The following is a 15,384-nucleotide window of genomic DNA, read 5'->3' on the forward strand; positions in this document are numbered from 1 at the left end:
TAGCAGCGTTCCCCTTTGCCTGCATGGCACCACAGGCAGTCTTGCCCGGTCAACTTTATAATCCGTGCCTTTCGCGTGAAGGTCGGGGCAGAAGGTCCCGAGCCAAGACCTGCTCGCTGCGTTCTGTCACAGGCCCTGTTACGGGCGCGCGCTCAGACCTTAGGCGACGCTGGAAGGTCATGGCAGTGCCCAAGCGATCGGTGACTTTCGAGAGCAGCCATTGTGCCATGAATGCAGGGGAGGGGCGTGTCAGTCCAGATTGGGCCGGAGCCAGCGCTCCATGACGGACACGTCCCAGCCGCGTCGGCCGGCATAGTCTTCGAGCTGGTCGCGGCCGATGGTCGCGACACCGAAGTACTGGCTTTCGGGGTGGGAGAAGTAGAAGCCCGATACCGCCGAGGTCGGCAGCATCGCCTGCGATTCGGTAAGCGTGATGCCTGCCGTGTTGGTGGCATCGAGCAGATCGAACAGGATCGGCTTGAGCGTGTGGTCCGGACAGGCAGGATAGCCGGGCGCCGGGCGGATGCCACGGTACTGCTCGCGGATCAGTGCTTCGTTGGTCAGCTGCTCGCCTGGGGCATAGGCCCACAGCGTGGTGCGGACGTACTGGTGCAGGCGTTCGGCAAAGGCTTCGGCAAAGCGGTCGGCCAAGGCCTTCAGCAGGATGTCCGAATAGTCGTCATTGTCGGCCTTGAAGCGGGCGAGGTGTTCGTCGATGCCGTGGATTCCGACGGCGAAACCACCGATCCAGTCGCCAGCAGGGTCGATGAAATCTGCGAGGCAGAAGTTGGCCCTCCCCTGTCCATTTGGGCCGCGGCTCTTGATGAACTGTTGGCGCAGGAACGGCAGGCGCACCGAGAGCTCGTCGTCGTTCGGGTGCAGGATGACGTCGTCACCGTGCCGGGCGCAGGGCCAGAACTGGGCGACGCCCTTGGCCGTCAGCCACTTCTCGGCGATGATCTTTTCCAGCATCGCGCGGGCATCGGCGTATAGATTGCGCGCAGATTCGCCCACCACTTCGTCATCGAGGATGGCCGGATAGGTGCCAGCAAGCTCCCATGAACGGAAGAAGGGCGTCCAGTCGAAGCATTCGACCAGATCCTTGAGATCCCAGTCTTCGAAGACGTGGCGACCGGGCTGTTCGGGCGGCGGGGCCTTTTCCGAGAAGTCCGGCGCGAAGGCATTCAGGCGCGCGTCTTCGAGGCTGAGCAGCTTCGAGGCACCCTTGCCTGCACGCGCATCGCGGACATGCTGGTAATCGGCGGCAGTGGCCTTGATGAAGCCTTGGGCCTGCGTATCGGACAAGAGCTGCGAAGCGACGCCAACGGCGCGGCTGGCGTCAAGCACGTGGACGACCGGACCTTCGTAGGCCGGATCGATGCGCAGCGCGGTGTGGACCTTGCTGGTCGTCGCCCCACCGATCAGCAGCGGGATGGTCATCCCGGCACGCTGCATTTCCTCCGCCACGGTGACCATTTCATCAAGCGATGGCGTGATCAGGCCGGACAGCCCGATCATGTCGACCTGTTCCTTCTGCGCAACGTCGAGGATCGTCGCCCACGGCACCATCACGCCAAGGTCGATCACTTCATAGCCGTTGCACTGCAGGACCACGCCGACGATGTTCTTGCCGATATCGTGAACATCCCCCTTGACGGTGGCCATGATGATCCGGCCTTTCGCCTTGGCGCCCTCTTCCTTCTCCGCCTCGATGAACGGGATAAGGTGGGCAACCGCCTTCTTCATTACACGGGCCGATTTCACCACCTGCGGCAGGAACATTTTTCCTGAGCCGAACAGGTCGCCGACCGTGTTCATGCCTTCCATCAGCGGGCCTTCGATCACCTCGATCGGGCGACCGCCCCGCGCAGCGATGGCAGCGCGGGCTTCTTCAGTATCCTCGACGACGAAAGCGTCGATGCCCTTGACCAGCGCGTGTTCGAGGCGGCGGACGACGTCCCAGCCGCGCCATTCCTCGGCCTCCTTTTCGGCAACCTTGTCCTTGCCCTTGTAGCTTTCGGCAAGCTCGATAAGGCGCTCGGTCGCGGTCTGGTCACCGCCTGCGGCAGGCGCGCGGTTGAGCACCACGTCCTCGCAAGCTTCGCGCAGGACGGGGTCGATCTGGTCGTAGATGTCGAGCTGGCCGGCGTTGACGATGGCCATGTCCATGCCAGCCGGAATGGCGTGGTAGAGGAACACCGAGTGCATGGCGCGGCGCACCGTCTCGTTGCCGCGGAAGCTGAACGAGAGGTTGGACAAGCCGCCTGAGATGTGGACGTGCGGGCAGCGCGCCTTGATCTCGCGCGTGGCTTCGATAAAGTCGAGCCCGTAGTTGTCATGCTCCTCGATGCCGGTAGCGACGGCAAAGACGTTGGGATCGAAAATGATGTCTTCAGGCGGGAAACCGATGCCGGTCAGAGCCAAGTAGGCGCGTTCGCAGATCTCGACCTTGCGGTCCTTCGTGTCGGCCTGCCCCTTCTCGTCGAAGGCCATGACGACGACGGCGGCGCCATAATCCATGCACAGGCGGGCGTGGTGGAGGAAGGCGTCCTCGCCCTCCTTCATGCTGATCGAATTGACGATCGGCTTGCCCGAAACGCACTTGAGACCGGCTTCGATGACGTCCCACTTCGAGCTGTCGATCATCACCGGCACGCGTGCGATGTCGGGCTCCGCAGCGATCAGCTTGAGGAACGTGGTCATCGCCTCGACAGCGTCGAGCAGGCCCTCGTCCATGTTGACGTCGATCACCTGCGCGCCGTTCTCGACCTGCTGCCGCGCGACTTCGACGGCCTTGGCATAGTCGCCGGCAAGGATCAGCTTCTTGAACGCGGCCGAGCCGGTAACGTTGGTGCGCTCGCCGACGTTGACGAAGCGCGAGCCGGTAAATGTATTGGTCATGGAAATCAGGCAGCCATTACAAAAGGTTCAAGCCCGGCGAGGCGGGTAACGGTGGCAGGCACGGCCATCTTGCGGGGCGGCAGGGCTTGCACCGCCTGCGCCATCGCCGCGATGTGAGCCGGAGTGGAACCACAGCACCCGCCCAGCACGTTGACCTGGCCTTGGGTTGCCCATTCCTTGACAAAGCCCGCCGTGGTCTGCGGCATCTCGTCATATTCGCCGAGCTCGTTCGGCAGGCCGGCGTTGGGATAGACCATGATCAGCGTGTCGGCGATTTCGGAAAGCGCCTTCACGTGCGGGCGGAGCTGGGTGGCGCCGAACGAGCAGTTCAGGCCAATGGTGAGTGGCTTGGCATGGCGGATCGCGTACCAGAATGCCTCGACCGTGTGGCCCGAAAGGTTGCGGCCCGAAAGGTCGGTCAGCGTCATCGACATCATGATCGGGATCTCGCGACCGAGTTCCTTCTCGACCTGGCGCACCGACATGACGCCGGCCTTGGCGTTGAGGGTATCAAACACCGTCTCGATCAGGATGAAGTCCGCGCCGCCTTCGACAAGGGCATGGACCTGCTCGGCATAGACGTCGACGAGCTGATCCCAGTCGATCTCGCGGAAGCCGGGATCGTTTACGTCGGGGCTGAGCGAGAGAGTCTTGTTGGTCGGGCCAATGGCCCCGGCGACAAAGCGAGGGCGCTTTATACCCTTTTCGGCATCCTTCGCGGTGAATTCATCGGCTACGCGGCGGGCGAGCCTTGCCGATTCCACGTTGATCTCGCGCACCAGATGTTCGGCGGCATAGTCGGCCTGGCTGATGCGGTTGGCGCTGAAGGTGTTGGTCTCGGCAATGTCGGCCCCGGCCTCGAAATAGGCGCGGTGGATCGATTCCGGCACTTGCGGAGCGGTCAGCGCGAGGATGTCGTTGTTGCCCTTCTGGTCCTTGGCCAGGCCCAGCGTCCCGGCATAGTCGGCTTCGGACAGCTTGAAGTTCTGGATCTCGGTGCCGAACGCGCCATCGGTGATCAGGATACGCTTGGCAGCCTGCTCAAGAAAAGCGGTGCGGGCGGCGGAAGGAAGCAAGGTCACGCGGCTTTCTCCAGCGCCGGAGCCTTGGGGCGAAGGCCAAGCAGGTGGCAGATCGCGTAGGACAGTTCGGCGCGGTTGAGGGTGTAGAAGTGGAAATCGCGCACGCCGCCGGCATAGAGGCGGCGGCAGAATTCGGCAGCGATGGTCGCGGCGACGAGCTGGCGCGAGGCGGGGTGGGTGTCCAGTCCTTCGAACAGTCCGTCCATCCAGGCCGGGATCGCGGCGCCACAGGCCGCGGCGAACTTGCGCGTCTGGGCGACGTTGGAGACGGGGAGGATACCGGGCAGCACCGGTGCGTCGATGCCCGCTGCTGCCAGCTTGTCGCGGAAGCGGAAGAAGGTTTCGGGCTCGAAGAAGAACTGGCTGATCGCGCGGGTGGCACCGGCATCAAGCTTGCGCTTGAGGTTGTCGATGTCGGCTTGGCTGCTCGGCGAATCCGGGTGCGATTCCGGATAGGCGGCCACCGAAATCTCGAACGGAGCGATCTGCTTCAGGCCCGCGACCAGCTCTGCAGCGTTGGCATAGCCATCCGGGTGCGGCGTGAACGGCACGCCGGGTGCGCCCATGTCGCCACGCAGGGCCACGATGTGGCGCACGCCGGCTTCCCAGTAGCTTTCGGCGACTTCGCGGATCTCGGACTTGCTGGCATCGACGCAGGTCAGGTGCGCGGCAGCGGGAAGGCGGGCTTCCCTGATGATGCGGGCGACAGTGCCGTGCGTCCGGTCCCGGGTGGAGCCGCCCGCGCCGTAGGTGACCGAGACGAACTTTGGCTGCAGCGGCCCCAGCGTTTCGACCACGTCCCACAGCTGCGCCATCAGCGCGTCCGTCTTCGGCGGGAAGAATTCGAACGATACGTTGATGTCGCCCGGCAGCCCGGCGAAGAGCGGGGTGTCGAGCGCAGTGCGGGCTTCGCGCAATTTGTCGTAAGTGGGTTGATCGTAGCTGGCGTTCATGGGGCTTTCCGGCTTTGCCGTGGTTCAAGTTGCGCCACGCTGTCTTCCCGACGCACGCCGGTCCACAGCTTGACGACGAGTTCATGACCCGCGAGCGCGCGGGTTTCGTGGGGCACGAAGCCGGCATCGCGCAGCATCGCCTCGATCTGGGAATCGGAGAAGCCGAGGCGGGCGTGGGCGTGGGTCTGGCGCAGGTCTTCGCGATCGTGCGCGGCGAAATCGACGATGGCGATGCGACCGCCCGGCGCCGTGACGCGGGCAGCGCCAGCCAGGACGGCTTCTGGTGCCTGGGCATAGTGCAGGACCTGGTGGAACAGCACCGTGTCGAAGCTGCGCGCGGCGAACGGGATCTGCGCGAAATCGCCTTGCACCAGCTCGACACTGTCGGCGCGCAAGTGCTGGAGCCGGGCGCGGGCAATGCGCAGCATGTCGGGGCTCTTGTCGAAGGCAACGACGTGGCTGGCATGTGGTGCCAGCATTTCGGCGATGCGGCCGGTGCCAGTGCCAACATCGAGCATGCGGCCCAATCTGGCTTGGGATGGCTGTGCCTCGCCTGCAAGATCGAGCAGCATCTCGGTCAGCGCGGCTTCTACCGGGCCGTCTTCGATATGGAGCGAGCGCAACTCGTCCCACTCTTCGGCATGGCGCGAAAACCAGTCGAGCGCATGGGATTCGCGCGAGGCGCGGATTGCGTCGAGGTGCTGGCGGTCTTCGGCGCAGCGACGGCAAAAGGCGGTGTCCTCGTGCTCGGCCACGGCGAGCAGGCGGGCGATCGCAGCGGCCAGTGGGCTGTCCGAGCCTTCCGAGATCGAGCTGCGCAGGAACACCCAGGCGCCTTCCTTGCGGCGCTCTGCCAGGCCCGAATCGCACAGGATTCTGATATGGCGCGAGACGCGTGGCTGGCTCTGCCCCAGGACTTGCGCGACTTCGCCCACCGCCAGTTCCATGCTGGCAAGGAGGCGGAGGATGCGCAGGCGCGTCGGGTCGTCGAGTGCGCGAATGGCGTTTTCGAGGTTCATGCGGTGCTTCATATAAAGAAACCTTTATGCGTGTCAATTGATATAAGGATTTCGTTATATCAATTGTTATGGTTTTCCAGTGCCTACCCATTTTTGCGCAAAGGATGCATTTGCCTTAGCCTCTGGCCACTTATAGAACAGCCTCGTTCGGCTCCCCGCCGGGCGGAGTTCCGTCCGCGAACAGCCCAGAAACAGCCCAGAGAGGGAATTCGATGAAAAAGTACGCAAGCCTCGCGATCGTCGCCTCAGCAGCCCTTGCCCTTTCGGCATGCGGCAAGTCCGACGATGCATCCGAAGCGGCTGCCGAGGACACGGTGGAAATGCCCGCAGACGAACTGCCGGCGATGGAGCCTTCGGCCGCCGCCGTTCCGATGGCACCAGTGGTTGATGCTTCGGCAGCAGCGGATGCCGAAGCCAACGCCGTGCGCGACACTGCCAACAATGCGGCGGCAGTTGCAGCCGCGGCACAGGCTGCGGCTGATGAAGGCGAAGATCCGCAGCCCCCAGAGCAGTAAGGACAGAAGCGGGCGGCGCGCTCACGCGCCGCCCGCAACCTTTGCCATGGCGAAGCTCCGCGACACCTTCCGCACACTCGCCATCGCCGCACTGGTCGGCGTTGTCAGCGCGTGTGGTTCAGGCGAGGACGAAAAGCCCGGTGGTGTATCACGCGACGACGCCAAGGCACTGGATGCGGCGGCCGAGATGCTGGATGCGCGCGACCAGCCTACCTTGCCGGAAGCCACGGTTCCCGCTCAGGATGCGCCCACGCCGTCCGCGAGCTGACCGCGCAGGCGCGCCACAAGCCACAGCCTGATCGCGCCCGCCAGTCCCGGCGGCACTTCCACCCTGATCCGTTCGGCATCGATCCGCGCGACCAGCGCATTGATCGGCATGCCCCCGGCAGCAGCAGCTTCGCGCAGCATGTCCCAGAACATCGGCTCGAGGCTGATCGAAGTCTTGTGTCCGGCAATCTCGACCGAGCGCTTTACCGGCGGGTGGTACGGGTTGGTCATGCACCAAGGATACGAATTATTGGGGGTGGCCGGCAACCGGCTTCGCTCCTACCCCATGCATGATGGCAACCGGCTACGAAGCACTGAGCGAGAAGGAAAGGGAGACCCTGCGCCTGTTGCTGGGCGGGCATGACGCGAAGTCGATCGCCCGGCACCTCGGTTTGTCGGTGCATACGATCCACGAACGCCTGCGCGAGGCGCGGCGCAAGATGGGCACGGCCAGCAGCCGCGAGGCGGCGCGCCTGCTGCACGAGATCGAAGGGCCTGCACACAAATCGTTTGTGGACAACGGAATCGGGGAAGCCACCGAGCGCGCCGGGACATATCCGATGGGCCAACCAGACCGGGCCGACAGCACATCGCGCCGCCTCGGCTGGATCATCGGAGGATCTACCATGACCATCAGCCTTGCCTTGCTAGCCCTGACCGCGCTTTCCAGCACCGACCAGTCGCCAACAGCCACGGTCAACATTTCGGCCCCCTCCGTCGTGCCAACTCCTGCCAGCGAACAGGCGGCAGTGCGTTCCGCCGAGGCGTTCCTTGCCTTGGTTGACCGTGATGACTGGGCGGCAACTTGGCAGGCCACGCACAAGTCTTTCAAGCTTCTCAACACCGTCGAATGGTGGGCACAGGCATCAGAGGGCGTGCGGGGCCGTGTCGGCCAGCCGATCACGCGCAGGCTCGAGAAGGTCGATTTCACGCCTGCACCGCCCAATGGCTATTGGAACGTGACCTTCAAGGCGCGTTACGCGAAGGCGGGGGAAGTGACCGAAACGCTGCAAATGGCGTCGGAAGACGGCGGCTGGAAGGTGACTGCCATAACCGTCGAGTAAGCAGGCAAAGGCCCCGCCCTCTGCGTGAGGCGGGGCCTTTGCGCATCAGTACATGTGCTGGCCGCCGTTGAGCGACATGGTCGAGCCAGTGACGAAACCGCCCTCGTCCGCCGTGAGGAAGGCGACGGCACGAGCAATTTCCTCGGCGTGGCCGAGGCGGCCCACCGGGATCTTGGCAACGATCTTTTCCAGCACCGGCGCCGGCACGGCGGCAACCATGTCGGTGTCGATGTAGCCCGGCGCGATTGCGTTGACGGTCACGCCGTACTTTGCGCCTTCCTGCGCCAGAGCCTTGGTGAAACCGTGGATGCCGGACTTCGCAGCGGCATAGTTGACCTGGCCGTACTGCCCGGCCTGGCCGTTGATCGAACCGATGTTGACGATGCGGCCCCAGCCGCGCTCGCGCATGCCGGGGAACGTGGCCTTGGCCATGTTGAAGCATCCGCCGAGGTTGATGCGCATGACCTCGTTCCAGTCATCGAAGCTCATCTTGTGGAGCACGCCATCGCGCGTGATGCCGGCATTGTTGACGACGATGTCGATCTCACCGACTTCGGTGGCGATCTGTGCGCAGCCCTTGATCGTGGCTTCATGATCGCCGACGTCAAAGCGGTAGGCGGGAATTCCGGTTTCGGCGGTAAAGGCACGGGCCTTTTCCTCGTTTCCTGCATAGTTGGCGACAACCGTGCGCCCTTGCGCCTTTAGTGCCAGGCAGATCGCCTGACCGATTCCGCGCGTACCGCCGGTAACCACTGCAACTCGCGACATGCTTTACCCTCCGTTGTTCCCTCTCGCGGGTAGGGTAGGTTCATGACGGAGATGCGACAAGTTGCCGAATACGTAAATGCTGCAAAAGAACGAGGAAACACAGCGCAGAATTGCTGCAGCAATGAAGCCAATATTGTCGGATGCTGACCGAGATCAGAAGCGGAACTGGGTTCCGACATAGACGGCCTGATTGTCCTGCTTGCCATCGGTCAGCGGACGCAGGCGATCACGCTCGGGCGAGTAACGCACGCCCGCGGTGACGTTCAGGTTCTTGGTCAGGCGATAGCTGCCGCCAAGGTCCAGTTGGTAATCGCCCTGGCCCTCAAGCGTACGCGGCGCGCGGCCAACCTGATCGCGGCCTTCGGCTTCGATCCGGAGCGCAAAGCGGCCCGGCGTCGACGCCGGGCCGGAAGCCTTGAACTTGGCCAGATCGGGCATCTCGATCCGCTGCAGGTCATGCAAAGGCGAAGGTGCGGCAGCTGGCGATGCGAAGCTCGCGTAGCCACGGGCCATGCCGAGGTTGAACGCCATCGGCGCGATGCGGACCGGCGAAGCCCCCGGCTGTGCCGTATCGGCCATTGCGGTGCGGACCGCGAAGTTCGACGAATTCAGCGCATCGACACGGACCGCAACGGTAACCGAACGAGTCGGCCGGGTATCGGTGCCGGTGGGCGTGAAGCGGAACAGCTTGCCGTTCTTGAGCGCACGCACGGTGATCTGCGAAGCAAGGCGTTCATCAACCGAGGCCGGCGTGAAAGAACCGATGCCACCGCGCGCCGCAAGGCTGACGGGCGCCATGTCGAAACCGCTGGAGAAGGCGGAGGTGACCGTTGGCGAAAGGGCAAGACCCACCACGACCGCCAGCCCGAGCGTCACAGGCGCGCGCAGGCGGCGGCGCATCGCACCCTTACCTGCAGTCCTGTTGCCGTTGCCGACCATGATACGTCCGTTCTACCCCAACCCGGGCTGTGATCCGCCCCATTATGCGACCGAGAGCGGCTTGCCGTCATAACGACTCCGCGCACCACTCGGACTGTTCTGTGCAATACCTCTAATGCGTGAAGGTTTCCAGTCCCACACCAGATAGAAGTAGCGGCGAAAGACTCTTCCTTGTGAGGTGTGGCGCAATATCCACAGGTGCCTGGCAAGCGACTGCGCTTTGCCGCTGTGCAGGACATGTGATGTTCAGTCACGGTTCACGCGGGCCTTGACCATTTGGCCACGCAATTTCGTGCCTCGTTCATCGTGCTTGCCGCATGGCGCGCGCCGGTGATAGAGGCTCTTTCGATCACGCGCGTTCACATGCGCGCTAACCTGCGGCAATGCCCGGAAACGGCACGCCCGCAAGCAAGGACTGTTTCGTAGTGACCATGACCGTCAAGACCGCGCAGAGCACCCGCAAGCTGATTCTTCGTGGGCTGATGATCGGGACCATGGCCCTGGCTGTCACCGCCTGCGGCAAGAAGGAACGCCCGCGGGCGGATCTCGCCGCCAGCCAGGTGACCACGATCGGCGTCAACGCCTACCTGTGGCGCGCAACGCTCGATGCGCTTTCGTTCATGCCTCTGCTGCAGACTGACAGCAACGGCGGCGTGATCGTAACCGATTGGTATGCCAACCCCAAGAACCCGGGCGAACGCGTCAAGGTGACTGTCTCGATCGTCGACCAGGACTTGCGCGCCGATGCGCTGCGCGTTGCCGCCAGCCGTCAGGTCTCGCAGAACGGCCAGTGGATTGATGCCCCTGTCCAGGCCGCCACCGTGCAGAAGCTCGAAGACATCATCCTGAGCAAGGCGCGCGATCTGCGCCGCGCCGCAATCACGGGATAAGGCGCCGGTCCAGAGCAAAGGGCCGGCCTGATCTGCCGAGAGGCGAATCTTGCGTGTCGCGCCAGCGCTCCCTAGAGGAGCGCGCATGACCGAGAACACTGCTCCCGCCAACGCTGCTCCTGAGCGCTTCGATCCCGCAATCGCCGACACCCGCTGGCAGCAGGTGTGGGACAGCCGCCAGTCGTTCCGCGCCGACGATTCCAGCACCAAACCCCGCAGCTACGTGCTGGAGATGTTTCCCTATCCCTCGGGCCGCATCCACATCGGCCACGTGCGCAATTACACGATGGGCGACGTACTGGCGCGCTACAAGCGGATGCGCGGATTCGAGGTGCTGCACCCGATGGGGTGGGACGCCTTCGGCATGCCGGCGGAAAACGCGGCGATGGAAAAGGGCGTCCACCCCGGCGGCTGGACCCGCGACAACATCGCCAACATGAAGGAGCAGCTGAAGCGACTCGGCTTCGCGCTCGACTGGAGCCGCGAGATCGCGACCTGCGAGCCGGAGTATTACGGCCACGAACAGTCGCTCTTCCTCGATCTCTATGCGGCAGGCCTCGTCTACCGCAAGGAATCGACGGTCAACTGGGACCCGGTCGACATGACCGTGCTGGCCAACGAGCAGGTGATCGACGGACGCGGCTGGCGTTCGGGCGCTCTGGTCGAGAAGCGCAAGCTCAACCAGTGGTTCCTCAAGATCACCGACTTTGCCGACGTATTGCTCGAAGGCCTCTCGACGCTCGACAAGTGGCCCGAGAAGGTGCGGATGATGCAGGAGAACTGGATCGGCAAGAGCCAGGGCCTGCAATTCCGCTTCGACCTTTCCAACGGCGAGAGCGTGGAGGTCTACACCACCCGCCCCGACACTATCTTCGGCGCAAGCTTCGTTGCCGTCGCTGCGGACCATCCGATCGCGCAGGGCGTCGCGGCGGTAAACTGCGAAGCGGCCAATTTCATCGCGCTGTGCAAGAAGGGCGGCACCACCGCCGCCGAACTGGAAACGGCCGAGAAGCTGGGCTTCGACACCGGCATCGGCGCGAAGCACCCGCTGACGGGCAAGTACCTGCCGGTCTACATCGCCAACTTCGTGCTGATGGAATACGGCACCGGTGCGATCATGGCCGTGCCGGGGCACGACCAGCGCGACTTTGATTTCGCCACCAAGTACGGCCTGCCGATCCTGCGCGTGGTTGCCTCCGATCCGGCAGATGCCGACAAGCCTTTTGCCGGTGAAGCCGAGGCCGGCGACGGCGTTCTCGTCAACTCTGACTTCCTCAATGGCATGAACGTCGCCGAGGCCAAGGCTGCGGTCATCGGTCACGCGCAGAGCGAAGGCTGGGGCGAAGGCAAGACGGTGTGGCGCCTGCGCGACTGGGGCGTTTCGCGCCAGCGCTATTGGGGCACGCCGATCCCGTTCGTGCATTGCGAGGTGTGTGGCGTTGTGCCGGTGCCCAAGAAGCAGCTGCCTGTCACCTTGCCCGAGGACGTCAGCTTCGACGTGCCCGGCAACCCGCTTGACCGGCATCCGACGTGGAAGCATGTCGATTGCCCGCAATGCGGCCATCCCGCCCGGCGCGAGACCGATACGCTCGACACTTTCGTCGATTCGTCGTGGTACTTCCTGCGATTTGCCAGCCAGCCGGAAGATCGCCCGTTCGATCCCGAAGAAATCAAGCGCTGGCTGCCGGTGGAGCAGTACATCGGCGGGATCGAGCACGCGATCCTGCACTTGCTCTATGCCCGTTTCTGGACCCGTGCGCTTGCCCGCATCGGCAAGATCGAGGTGACGGAACCGTTCGGCAGCCTGTTCACCCAAGGCATGGTCACGCACGAGACATACGAGCGCCGGAATCCCGAGAATGGTCAGCCGGTGTTCTACTCGCCCACCGAAGTTGAACGCAGCAGTGATGGCGCAACTCTGAAAGCTGACGGTGCGCCGGTCGAGGTCGGCCGGGTCATCAAGATGTCCAAGTCCAAGAAGAACGTCGTGGACCCGGACGAGATCGTAGCAAAGTACGGTGCGGACGCGATCCGCTGGTTCATGCTGTCGGATTCTCCGCCCGAGCGCGACCTGCCGTGGTCGGAAGCCGGGATCGAGGGTTGCGCACGCTTCGTTCAGCGTTTGTGGCGCCTGTTCGGCCAGTACGACGCTGCCGCAGTGGGTGAAGACAAGGCGCTGGACCGCAAAGCGCACCAGACCGTCCACGCGGTTGCCTCCGACATCGAGGCATTGGGCTTCAACAAGGCCGTGGCGCGGATCTACGAACTGACCGGCGCGATTGAAAAGGCCGCCCCTTCGGCCAGCCGCTCCGCCGCGATCAGGAAGGTCCTGCTGCTCGTCGCGCCGATGATGCCGCATCTTGCCGAAGAAGCGCATGCGCGCTTCAGTACCGACTTGATCGCCGACGAGGCCTGGCCCGAAGTCGATCCGGCATTGCTGGTCGATGATGAAGTGACCGTTGCCATCCAGGTCAAGGGCAAGCTTCGCGATACCCTGACTGTGGCCAAGGGGACGCCGAAGGAAGACCTCGAACGCCTTGCCCTCGCTTCCGAGAAAGTGCAGCGTGCACTTGAAGGGGCGGAAGTGAAGAAGGTGATCGTCGTGCCTGACCGTCTGGTGAATCTTGTCGCCTGAGCGCTTTGTCCGAATTCTCGCGCCGCTTGCGCTACTTACCGGCTGCGGTCTGCAGCCAATGTACGCAGGCGGCGGCAAGGGCGAGGTGGCGCGTGCGCTTGCCGACGTCACGATCTCGCCGATCGAGGGGCAGTCCGGCTGGCTTGTCCGCAATGCGCTTGTCGACCGATTGGGCGCAGGCGCGGCAGGGACTGGCGCCCGCTATCGCCTTGATGTCCGGCTGGACGATCGCGTGGAGGGGCTTGGCCAGCTTTCCAACGACGCCATCACGCGCGAACGCCGCACCCTGCGCGCCCGCTACCAGCTGGTTGACACGCAGAACGGTGAGGTCGTCCTTGATGCGACCGCGGGATCGGACGCCGGGTTCGACGTGGTCAACAGCGAATACGCGGTGATCGCGGCCGAACAGACGGCGCTTGAAAACCTGTCGCAGGAAGTTGCCGACCAGATCGTCACACGCGTCTCGGTCCGCCTGCGCAAGCGCTCCTGAGACGGGCGTGAAGGTTACCCAGAAAAACTTTTCGGCAAGTGCGGCGCGCGCGGTAAATGACTGCCGCATATTCTATTTCTGCGGGCCGGATGAATCCGGTGCCAGCGATGCCGCCGCGAAGATCGCAGGCATGTTGGGCGAGGCCGAGAAGGTCGATCTGAGCGGAGCCGAACTCAAGCGCGACCCGGTGCGCCTCGCCGACGAGGCGCGCTCGGTTTCGCTGTTCGGCGACAGGCGGATCATCCATGTCCGGGCGACCGGCGACGATGCGCACGACGCCGTCGAAACCCTGCTGCAAAGCCCTGTCGACGGCTGGCCCGTCCTGATCGTCGCCAGTTCGGCCACGGACAAGTCACGCATTGCGAAACTGCTGGAAAGCCGCGCCGATGCGCTGGTCGGCATGTTCCATCCGCCAGACCTCAAATCGGTCGCCAGTGCGATCCGGAGTTTGGCCGATGCGATGGGTGTACGCATGACGGACGAGCTGTCGGAGCGAGTCGCGCGCGCGACTGCGCTCGATACGCGCATGGCCCGAAGCGAGCTTGAAAAGATCGCTCTCTATCTCGATGCCAGCCCGCAGGCGCCGCGAACAGCGACGGCGGCCGACCTCGACGAAGTCTGCGCCGTCAGCGAGGACGACGGCATGATGCCGTTGGTCAACGCCGTTCTTGGCGGCGAGGTGCGGCGCATTCCCGCCGAGCTTTCCCGCATGCGCGAACAGGGCATCAACCCGGTCGGGCTGGTCCTCGCACTTGAACGCCGCGCCGGGCAGCTGGTCCAGCTCGCTGGTCGGCTTGGGGAGCGCGGAGACGTAAATGCTTTCATGCAACAGGAAAGCGATGCGCGTCGGGTGTTTTTCCGTGACCGCGCTGACCTCACCCAGCAGCTCAAGCGCTGGCGCGGTCCGCGGCTAGTCCGCCTGTGCCAAAGACTCGTTCAGCTGCATCGCGTGCTGATTGCCGACAACAGGAACGGGGAACTGGCGCTGGCTCAGGGCCTTGCGGAAATTGCGCGGGCCGCAGCACGATGATGTCTGGCGCAATGCCTTCGTTATCAGGTGCCCCCTGTGGCATAGAGGCTAGGAAAATCCTTGCCCAACGGACGGCATCACTGCCCTAGCGTGGAGCCGCAAGTCAGGTGTGGTGGCGGCAGGGATCGGGCCCGAGCGACAGGGGTTCATGTTGGCGGAGGGCCTTCAGGTGCCACGATGCCCGGCCACGAAAGCTTGGAGACCACACAGATCTCCACCCGGGTCTCGGCCTTGAAGCTTCCCGATATCCACGCCGCCGCGCCTCCCTCCTTCGCTATCGAGCGCGGTATCGAGCATGGCGCGGTCGATAGCGAAGGAGGGAGGCTGCATAGCGCATGCTATCCGCGCGCGTTCCTCTGCGTCGCGCATCCAGCCAAGAACCGCCACAAGGGCAGATCCGCCGTTCGTATGCAACCCGCAGCCGCCCAATGCACGCGAAAATGCCCGGCTCGGCTCGCTTGGGAAAAGCCTCGTCAGTGTCGCTGGAGTGCGTCAAGCGGATCGATTGTCCGCATCGGAGGCGGCTATGTGGATGAACGGGTTACTGCAAGCGGCTTGCCGCCACCCGCGCCATTGCCGCCGCCTCAGGTAGTCGGCCTCCACGTCCGAACCTTCGGCTTGTCCTGACAGAACACCCAGCGCCGCGCCCAGGCCATGCGCGGCGAGTTCACCCAGCGCGGCATCGGTGTCCTGTCCCAGCTCGGCCGCCAATGCCTTGAGCACGCGCGCCATCTCGGCGAACTCCACTTCGCTTTCCCACGCCGCCTTGCATTCCTCGCGGCGAACGAAGCTGTCGCGCATCTCGAAGCCCATGGCCATTCTCCTCTCGCG

General features: G+C 64.0%; 15 protein-coding genes. 7 read left to right on the forward strand and 8 right to left on the reverse strand.

Annotated elements, in window-relative coordinates; genetic code table 11:
- Window positions 1–249: 249 nt before the first annotated feature.
- Genes metH through AC3WLM_RS20090 form a run of 4 tightly spaced genes read right to left on the reverse strand, consistent with a single transcriptional unit; the run spans window position 250 to window position 5,955 of the window.
- A complete protein-coding gene (gene metH, locus AC3WLM_RS20075) occupies window positions 250–2,901 on the reverse strand; it encodes a methionine synthase (RefSeq protein ID WP_492478609.1) in 2,652 nt (883 codons plus the stop codon).
- 5 nt (window positions 2,902–2,906) lie between these two features.
- Window positions 2,907–3,983, reverse strand: a complete 1,077-nt coding sequence (locus AC3WLM_RS20080; RefSeq protein ID WP_492478610.1) for a homocysteine S-methyltransferase family protein — start codon at window positions 3,981–3,983, stop codon at window positions 2,907–2,909.
- Window positions 3,980–4,936: a methylenetetrahydrofolate reductase [NAD(P)H] gene (gene metF / locus AC3WLM_RS20085; protein WP_492478611.1), complete on the reverse strand. Its 957-nt coding sequence runs from the start codon at window positions 4,934–4,936 to the stop codon at window positions 3,980–3,982. The genes AC3WLM_RS20080 and metF overlap by 4 nt, the downstream gene beginning before the upstream one ends.
- Window positions 4,933–5,955, reverse strand: a complete 1,023-nt coding sequence (locus AC3WLM_RS20090; RefSeq protein ID WP_492478612.1) for an ArsR/SmtB family transcription factor — start codon at window positions 5,953–5,955, stop codon at window positions 4,933–4,935. The genes metF and AC3WLM_RS20090 overlap by 4 nt, the downstream gene beginning before the upstream one ends.
- Before the next feature lie 212 nt (window positions 5,956–6,167).
- Here AC3WLM_RS20090 and AC3WLM_RS20095 point away from each other — a divergent pair, with 212 nt between their 5' ends.
- Both AC3WLM_RS20095 and AC3WLM_RS20100 read left to right on the forward strand, forming a co-directional pair.
- Complete coding sequence (locus AC3WLM_RS20095) at window positions 6,168–6,470, forward strand: hypothetical protein (RefSeq protein WP_492478613.1); 303 nt, start codon at window positions 6,168–6,170, stop codon at window positions 6,468–6,470.
- A gap of 46 nt (window positions 6,471–6,516) precedes the next feature.
- Window positions 6,517–6,738 carry a hypothetical protein gene (locus AC3WLM_RS20100; RefSeq protein WP_492478614.1) on the forward strand — a complete coding sequence of 74 codons (222 nt, stop codon included), beginning with the start codon at window positions 6,517–6,519 and terminating at the stop codon, window positions 6,736–6,738.
- Here the strand turns inward: AC3WLM_RS20100 and AC3WLM_RS20105 are convergent.
- Window positions 6,708–6,968, reverse strand: coding sequence for a ribbon-helix-helix domain-containing protein (locus AC3WLM_RS20105; protein WP_492478615.1), 261 nt, complete (start codon window positions 6,966–6,968; stop codon window positions 6,708–6,710). The two genes, AC3WLM_RS20100 and AC3WLM_RS20105, sit on opposite strands and share 31 nt — an antisense overlap.
- A 62-nt stretch (window positions 6,969–7,030) precedes the next feature.
- Here AC3WLM_RS20105 and AC3WLM_RS20110 point away from each other — a divergent pair, with 62 nt between their 5' ends.
- Complete coding sequence (locus AC3WLM_RS20110) at window positions 7,031–7,801, forward strand: DUF4019 domain-containing protein (RefSeq protein WP_492478616.1); 771 nt, start codon at window positions 7,031–7,033, stop codon at window positions 7,799–7,801.
- Window positions 7,802–7,846: 45 nt separating this feature from the next.
- On the opposite strand, the gene phbB is transcribed toward AC3WLM_RS20110, so the two are convergent.
- The gene (gene phbB, locus AC3WLM_RS20115) at window positions 7,847–8,569 is read right to left on the reverse strand and encodes an acetoacetyl-CoA reductase (protein ID WP_492478617.1); all 723 of its coding nucleotides are present in this window, start codon (window positions 8,567–8,569) and stop codon (window positions 7,847–7,849) included.
- Window positions 8,570–8,722: 153 nt separating this feature from the next.
- Window positions 8,723–9,469 (reverse strand): hypothetical protein, encoded by a 747-nt coding sequence (locus AC3WLM_RS20120; RefSeq protein ID WP_492478618.1) that lies wholly within the window; start codon window positions 9,467–9,469, stop codon window positions 8,723–8,725.
- Window positions 9,470–9,990: 521 nt separating this feature from the next.
- On the opposite strand from AC3WLM_RS20120, the gene AC3WLM_RS20125 reads away from it, so the two are divergent.
- The 4 genes from AC3WLM_RS20125 (at window position 9,991) to holA (ending at window position 14,553) form a co-directional block, all read left to right on the forward strand.
- Window positions 9,991–10,398, forward strand: coding sequence for a DUF3576 domain-containing protein (locus tag AC3WLM_RS20125; protein WP_370584389.1), 408 nt, complete (start codon window positions 9,991–9,993; stop codon window positions 10,396–10,398).
- Between the two features lie 85 nt (window positions 10,399–10,483).
- Complete coding sequence (gene leuS / locus AC3WLM_RS20130) at window positions 10,484–13,033, forward strand: leucine--tRNA ligase (protein ID WP_492478619.1); 2,550 nt, start codon at window positions 10,484–10,486, stop codon at window positions 13,031–13,033.
- Window positions 13,034–13,091: 58 nt separating this feature from the next.
- On the forward strand, window positions 13,092–13,523 hold the full coding sequence (gene lptE, locus AC3WLM_RS20135; RefSeq protein WP_174544606.1) for an LPS assembly lipoprotein LptE: 432 nt from the start codon (window positions 13,092–13,094) through the stop codon (window positions 13,521–13,523).
- 7 nt (window positions 13,524–13,530) lie between these two features.
- A complete protein-coding gene (gene holA / locus AC3WLM_RS20140; protein ID WP_492478620.1) occupies window positions 13,531–14,553 on the forward strand; it encodes a DNA polymerase III subunit delta in 1,023 nt (340 codons plus the stop codon).
- Between the two features lie 492 nt (window positions 14,554–15,045).
- On the opposite strand, the gene AC3WLM_RS20145 is transcribed toward holA, so the two are convergent.
- Window positions 15,046–15,366, reverse strand: coding sequence for a hypothetical protein (locus AC3WLM_RS20145; RefSeq protein WP_492478621.1), 321 nt, complete (start codon window positions 15,364–15,366; stop codon window positions 15,046–15,048).
- Window positions 15,367–15,384 lie beyond the last annotated feature (18 nt).

The organism is Novosphingobium sp. FW305-C-30-35 (genome assembly GCF_058783135.1).

Coding starts and splice junctions, on each gene's coding strand:
- AC3WLM_RS20105 (WP_492478615.1), bottom strand. CDS start 6,968: ATGACCAACCCGTACCACCCGCCGGTAAAGCGCTCGGTCGAGATTGCC.
- leuS (WP_492478619.1), top strand. CDS start 10,484: ATGACCGAGAACACTGCTCCCGCCAACGCTGCTCCTGAGCGCTTCGAT.
- AC3WLM_RS20090 (WP_492478612.1), bottom strand. CDS start 5,955: ATGAACCTCGAAAACGCCATTCGCGCACTCGACGACCCGACGCGCCTG.
- phbB (WP_492478617.1), bottom strand. CDS start 8,569: ATGTCGCGAGTTGCAGTGGTTACCGGCGGTACGCGCGGAATCGGTCAG.
- metF (WP_492478611.1), bottom strand. CDS start 4,936: ATGAACGCCAGCTACGATCAACCCACTTACGACAAATTGCGCGAAGCC.
- AC3WLM_RS20100 (WP_492478614.1), top strand. CDS start 6,517: ATGGCGAAGCTCCGCGACACCTTCCGCACACTCGCCATCGCCGCACTG.
- AC3WLM_RS20120 (WP_492478618.1), bottom strand. CDS start 9,469: ATGCGCCGCCGCCTGCGCGCGCCTGTGACGCTCGGGCTGGCGGTCGTG.
- AC3WLM_RS20125 (WP_370584389.1), top strand. CDS start 9,991: ATGATCGGGACCATGGCCCTGGCTGTCACCGCCTGCGGCAAGAAGGAA.
- AC3WLM_RS20110 (WP_492478616.1), top strand. CDS start 7,031: ATGGCAACCGGCTACGAAGCACTGAGCGAGAAGGAAAGGGAGACCCTG.
- AC3WLM_RS20145 (WP_492478621.1), bottom strand. CDS start 15,366: ATGGGCTTCGAGATGCGCGACAGCTTCGTTCGCCGCGAGGAATGCAAG.
- AC3WLM_RS20095 (WP_492478613.1), top strand. CDS start 6,168: ATGAAAAAGTACGCAAGCCTCGCGATCGTCGCCTCAGCAGCCCTTGCC.
- lptE (WP_174544606.1), top strand. CDS start 13,092: ATGTACGCAGGCGGCGGCAAGGGCGAGGTGGCGCGTGCGCTTGCCGAC.
- metH (WP_492478609.1), bottom strand. CDS start 2,901: ATGACCAATACATTTACCGGCTCGCGCTTCGTCAACGTCGGCGAGCGC.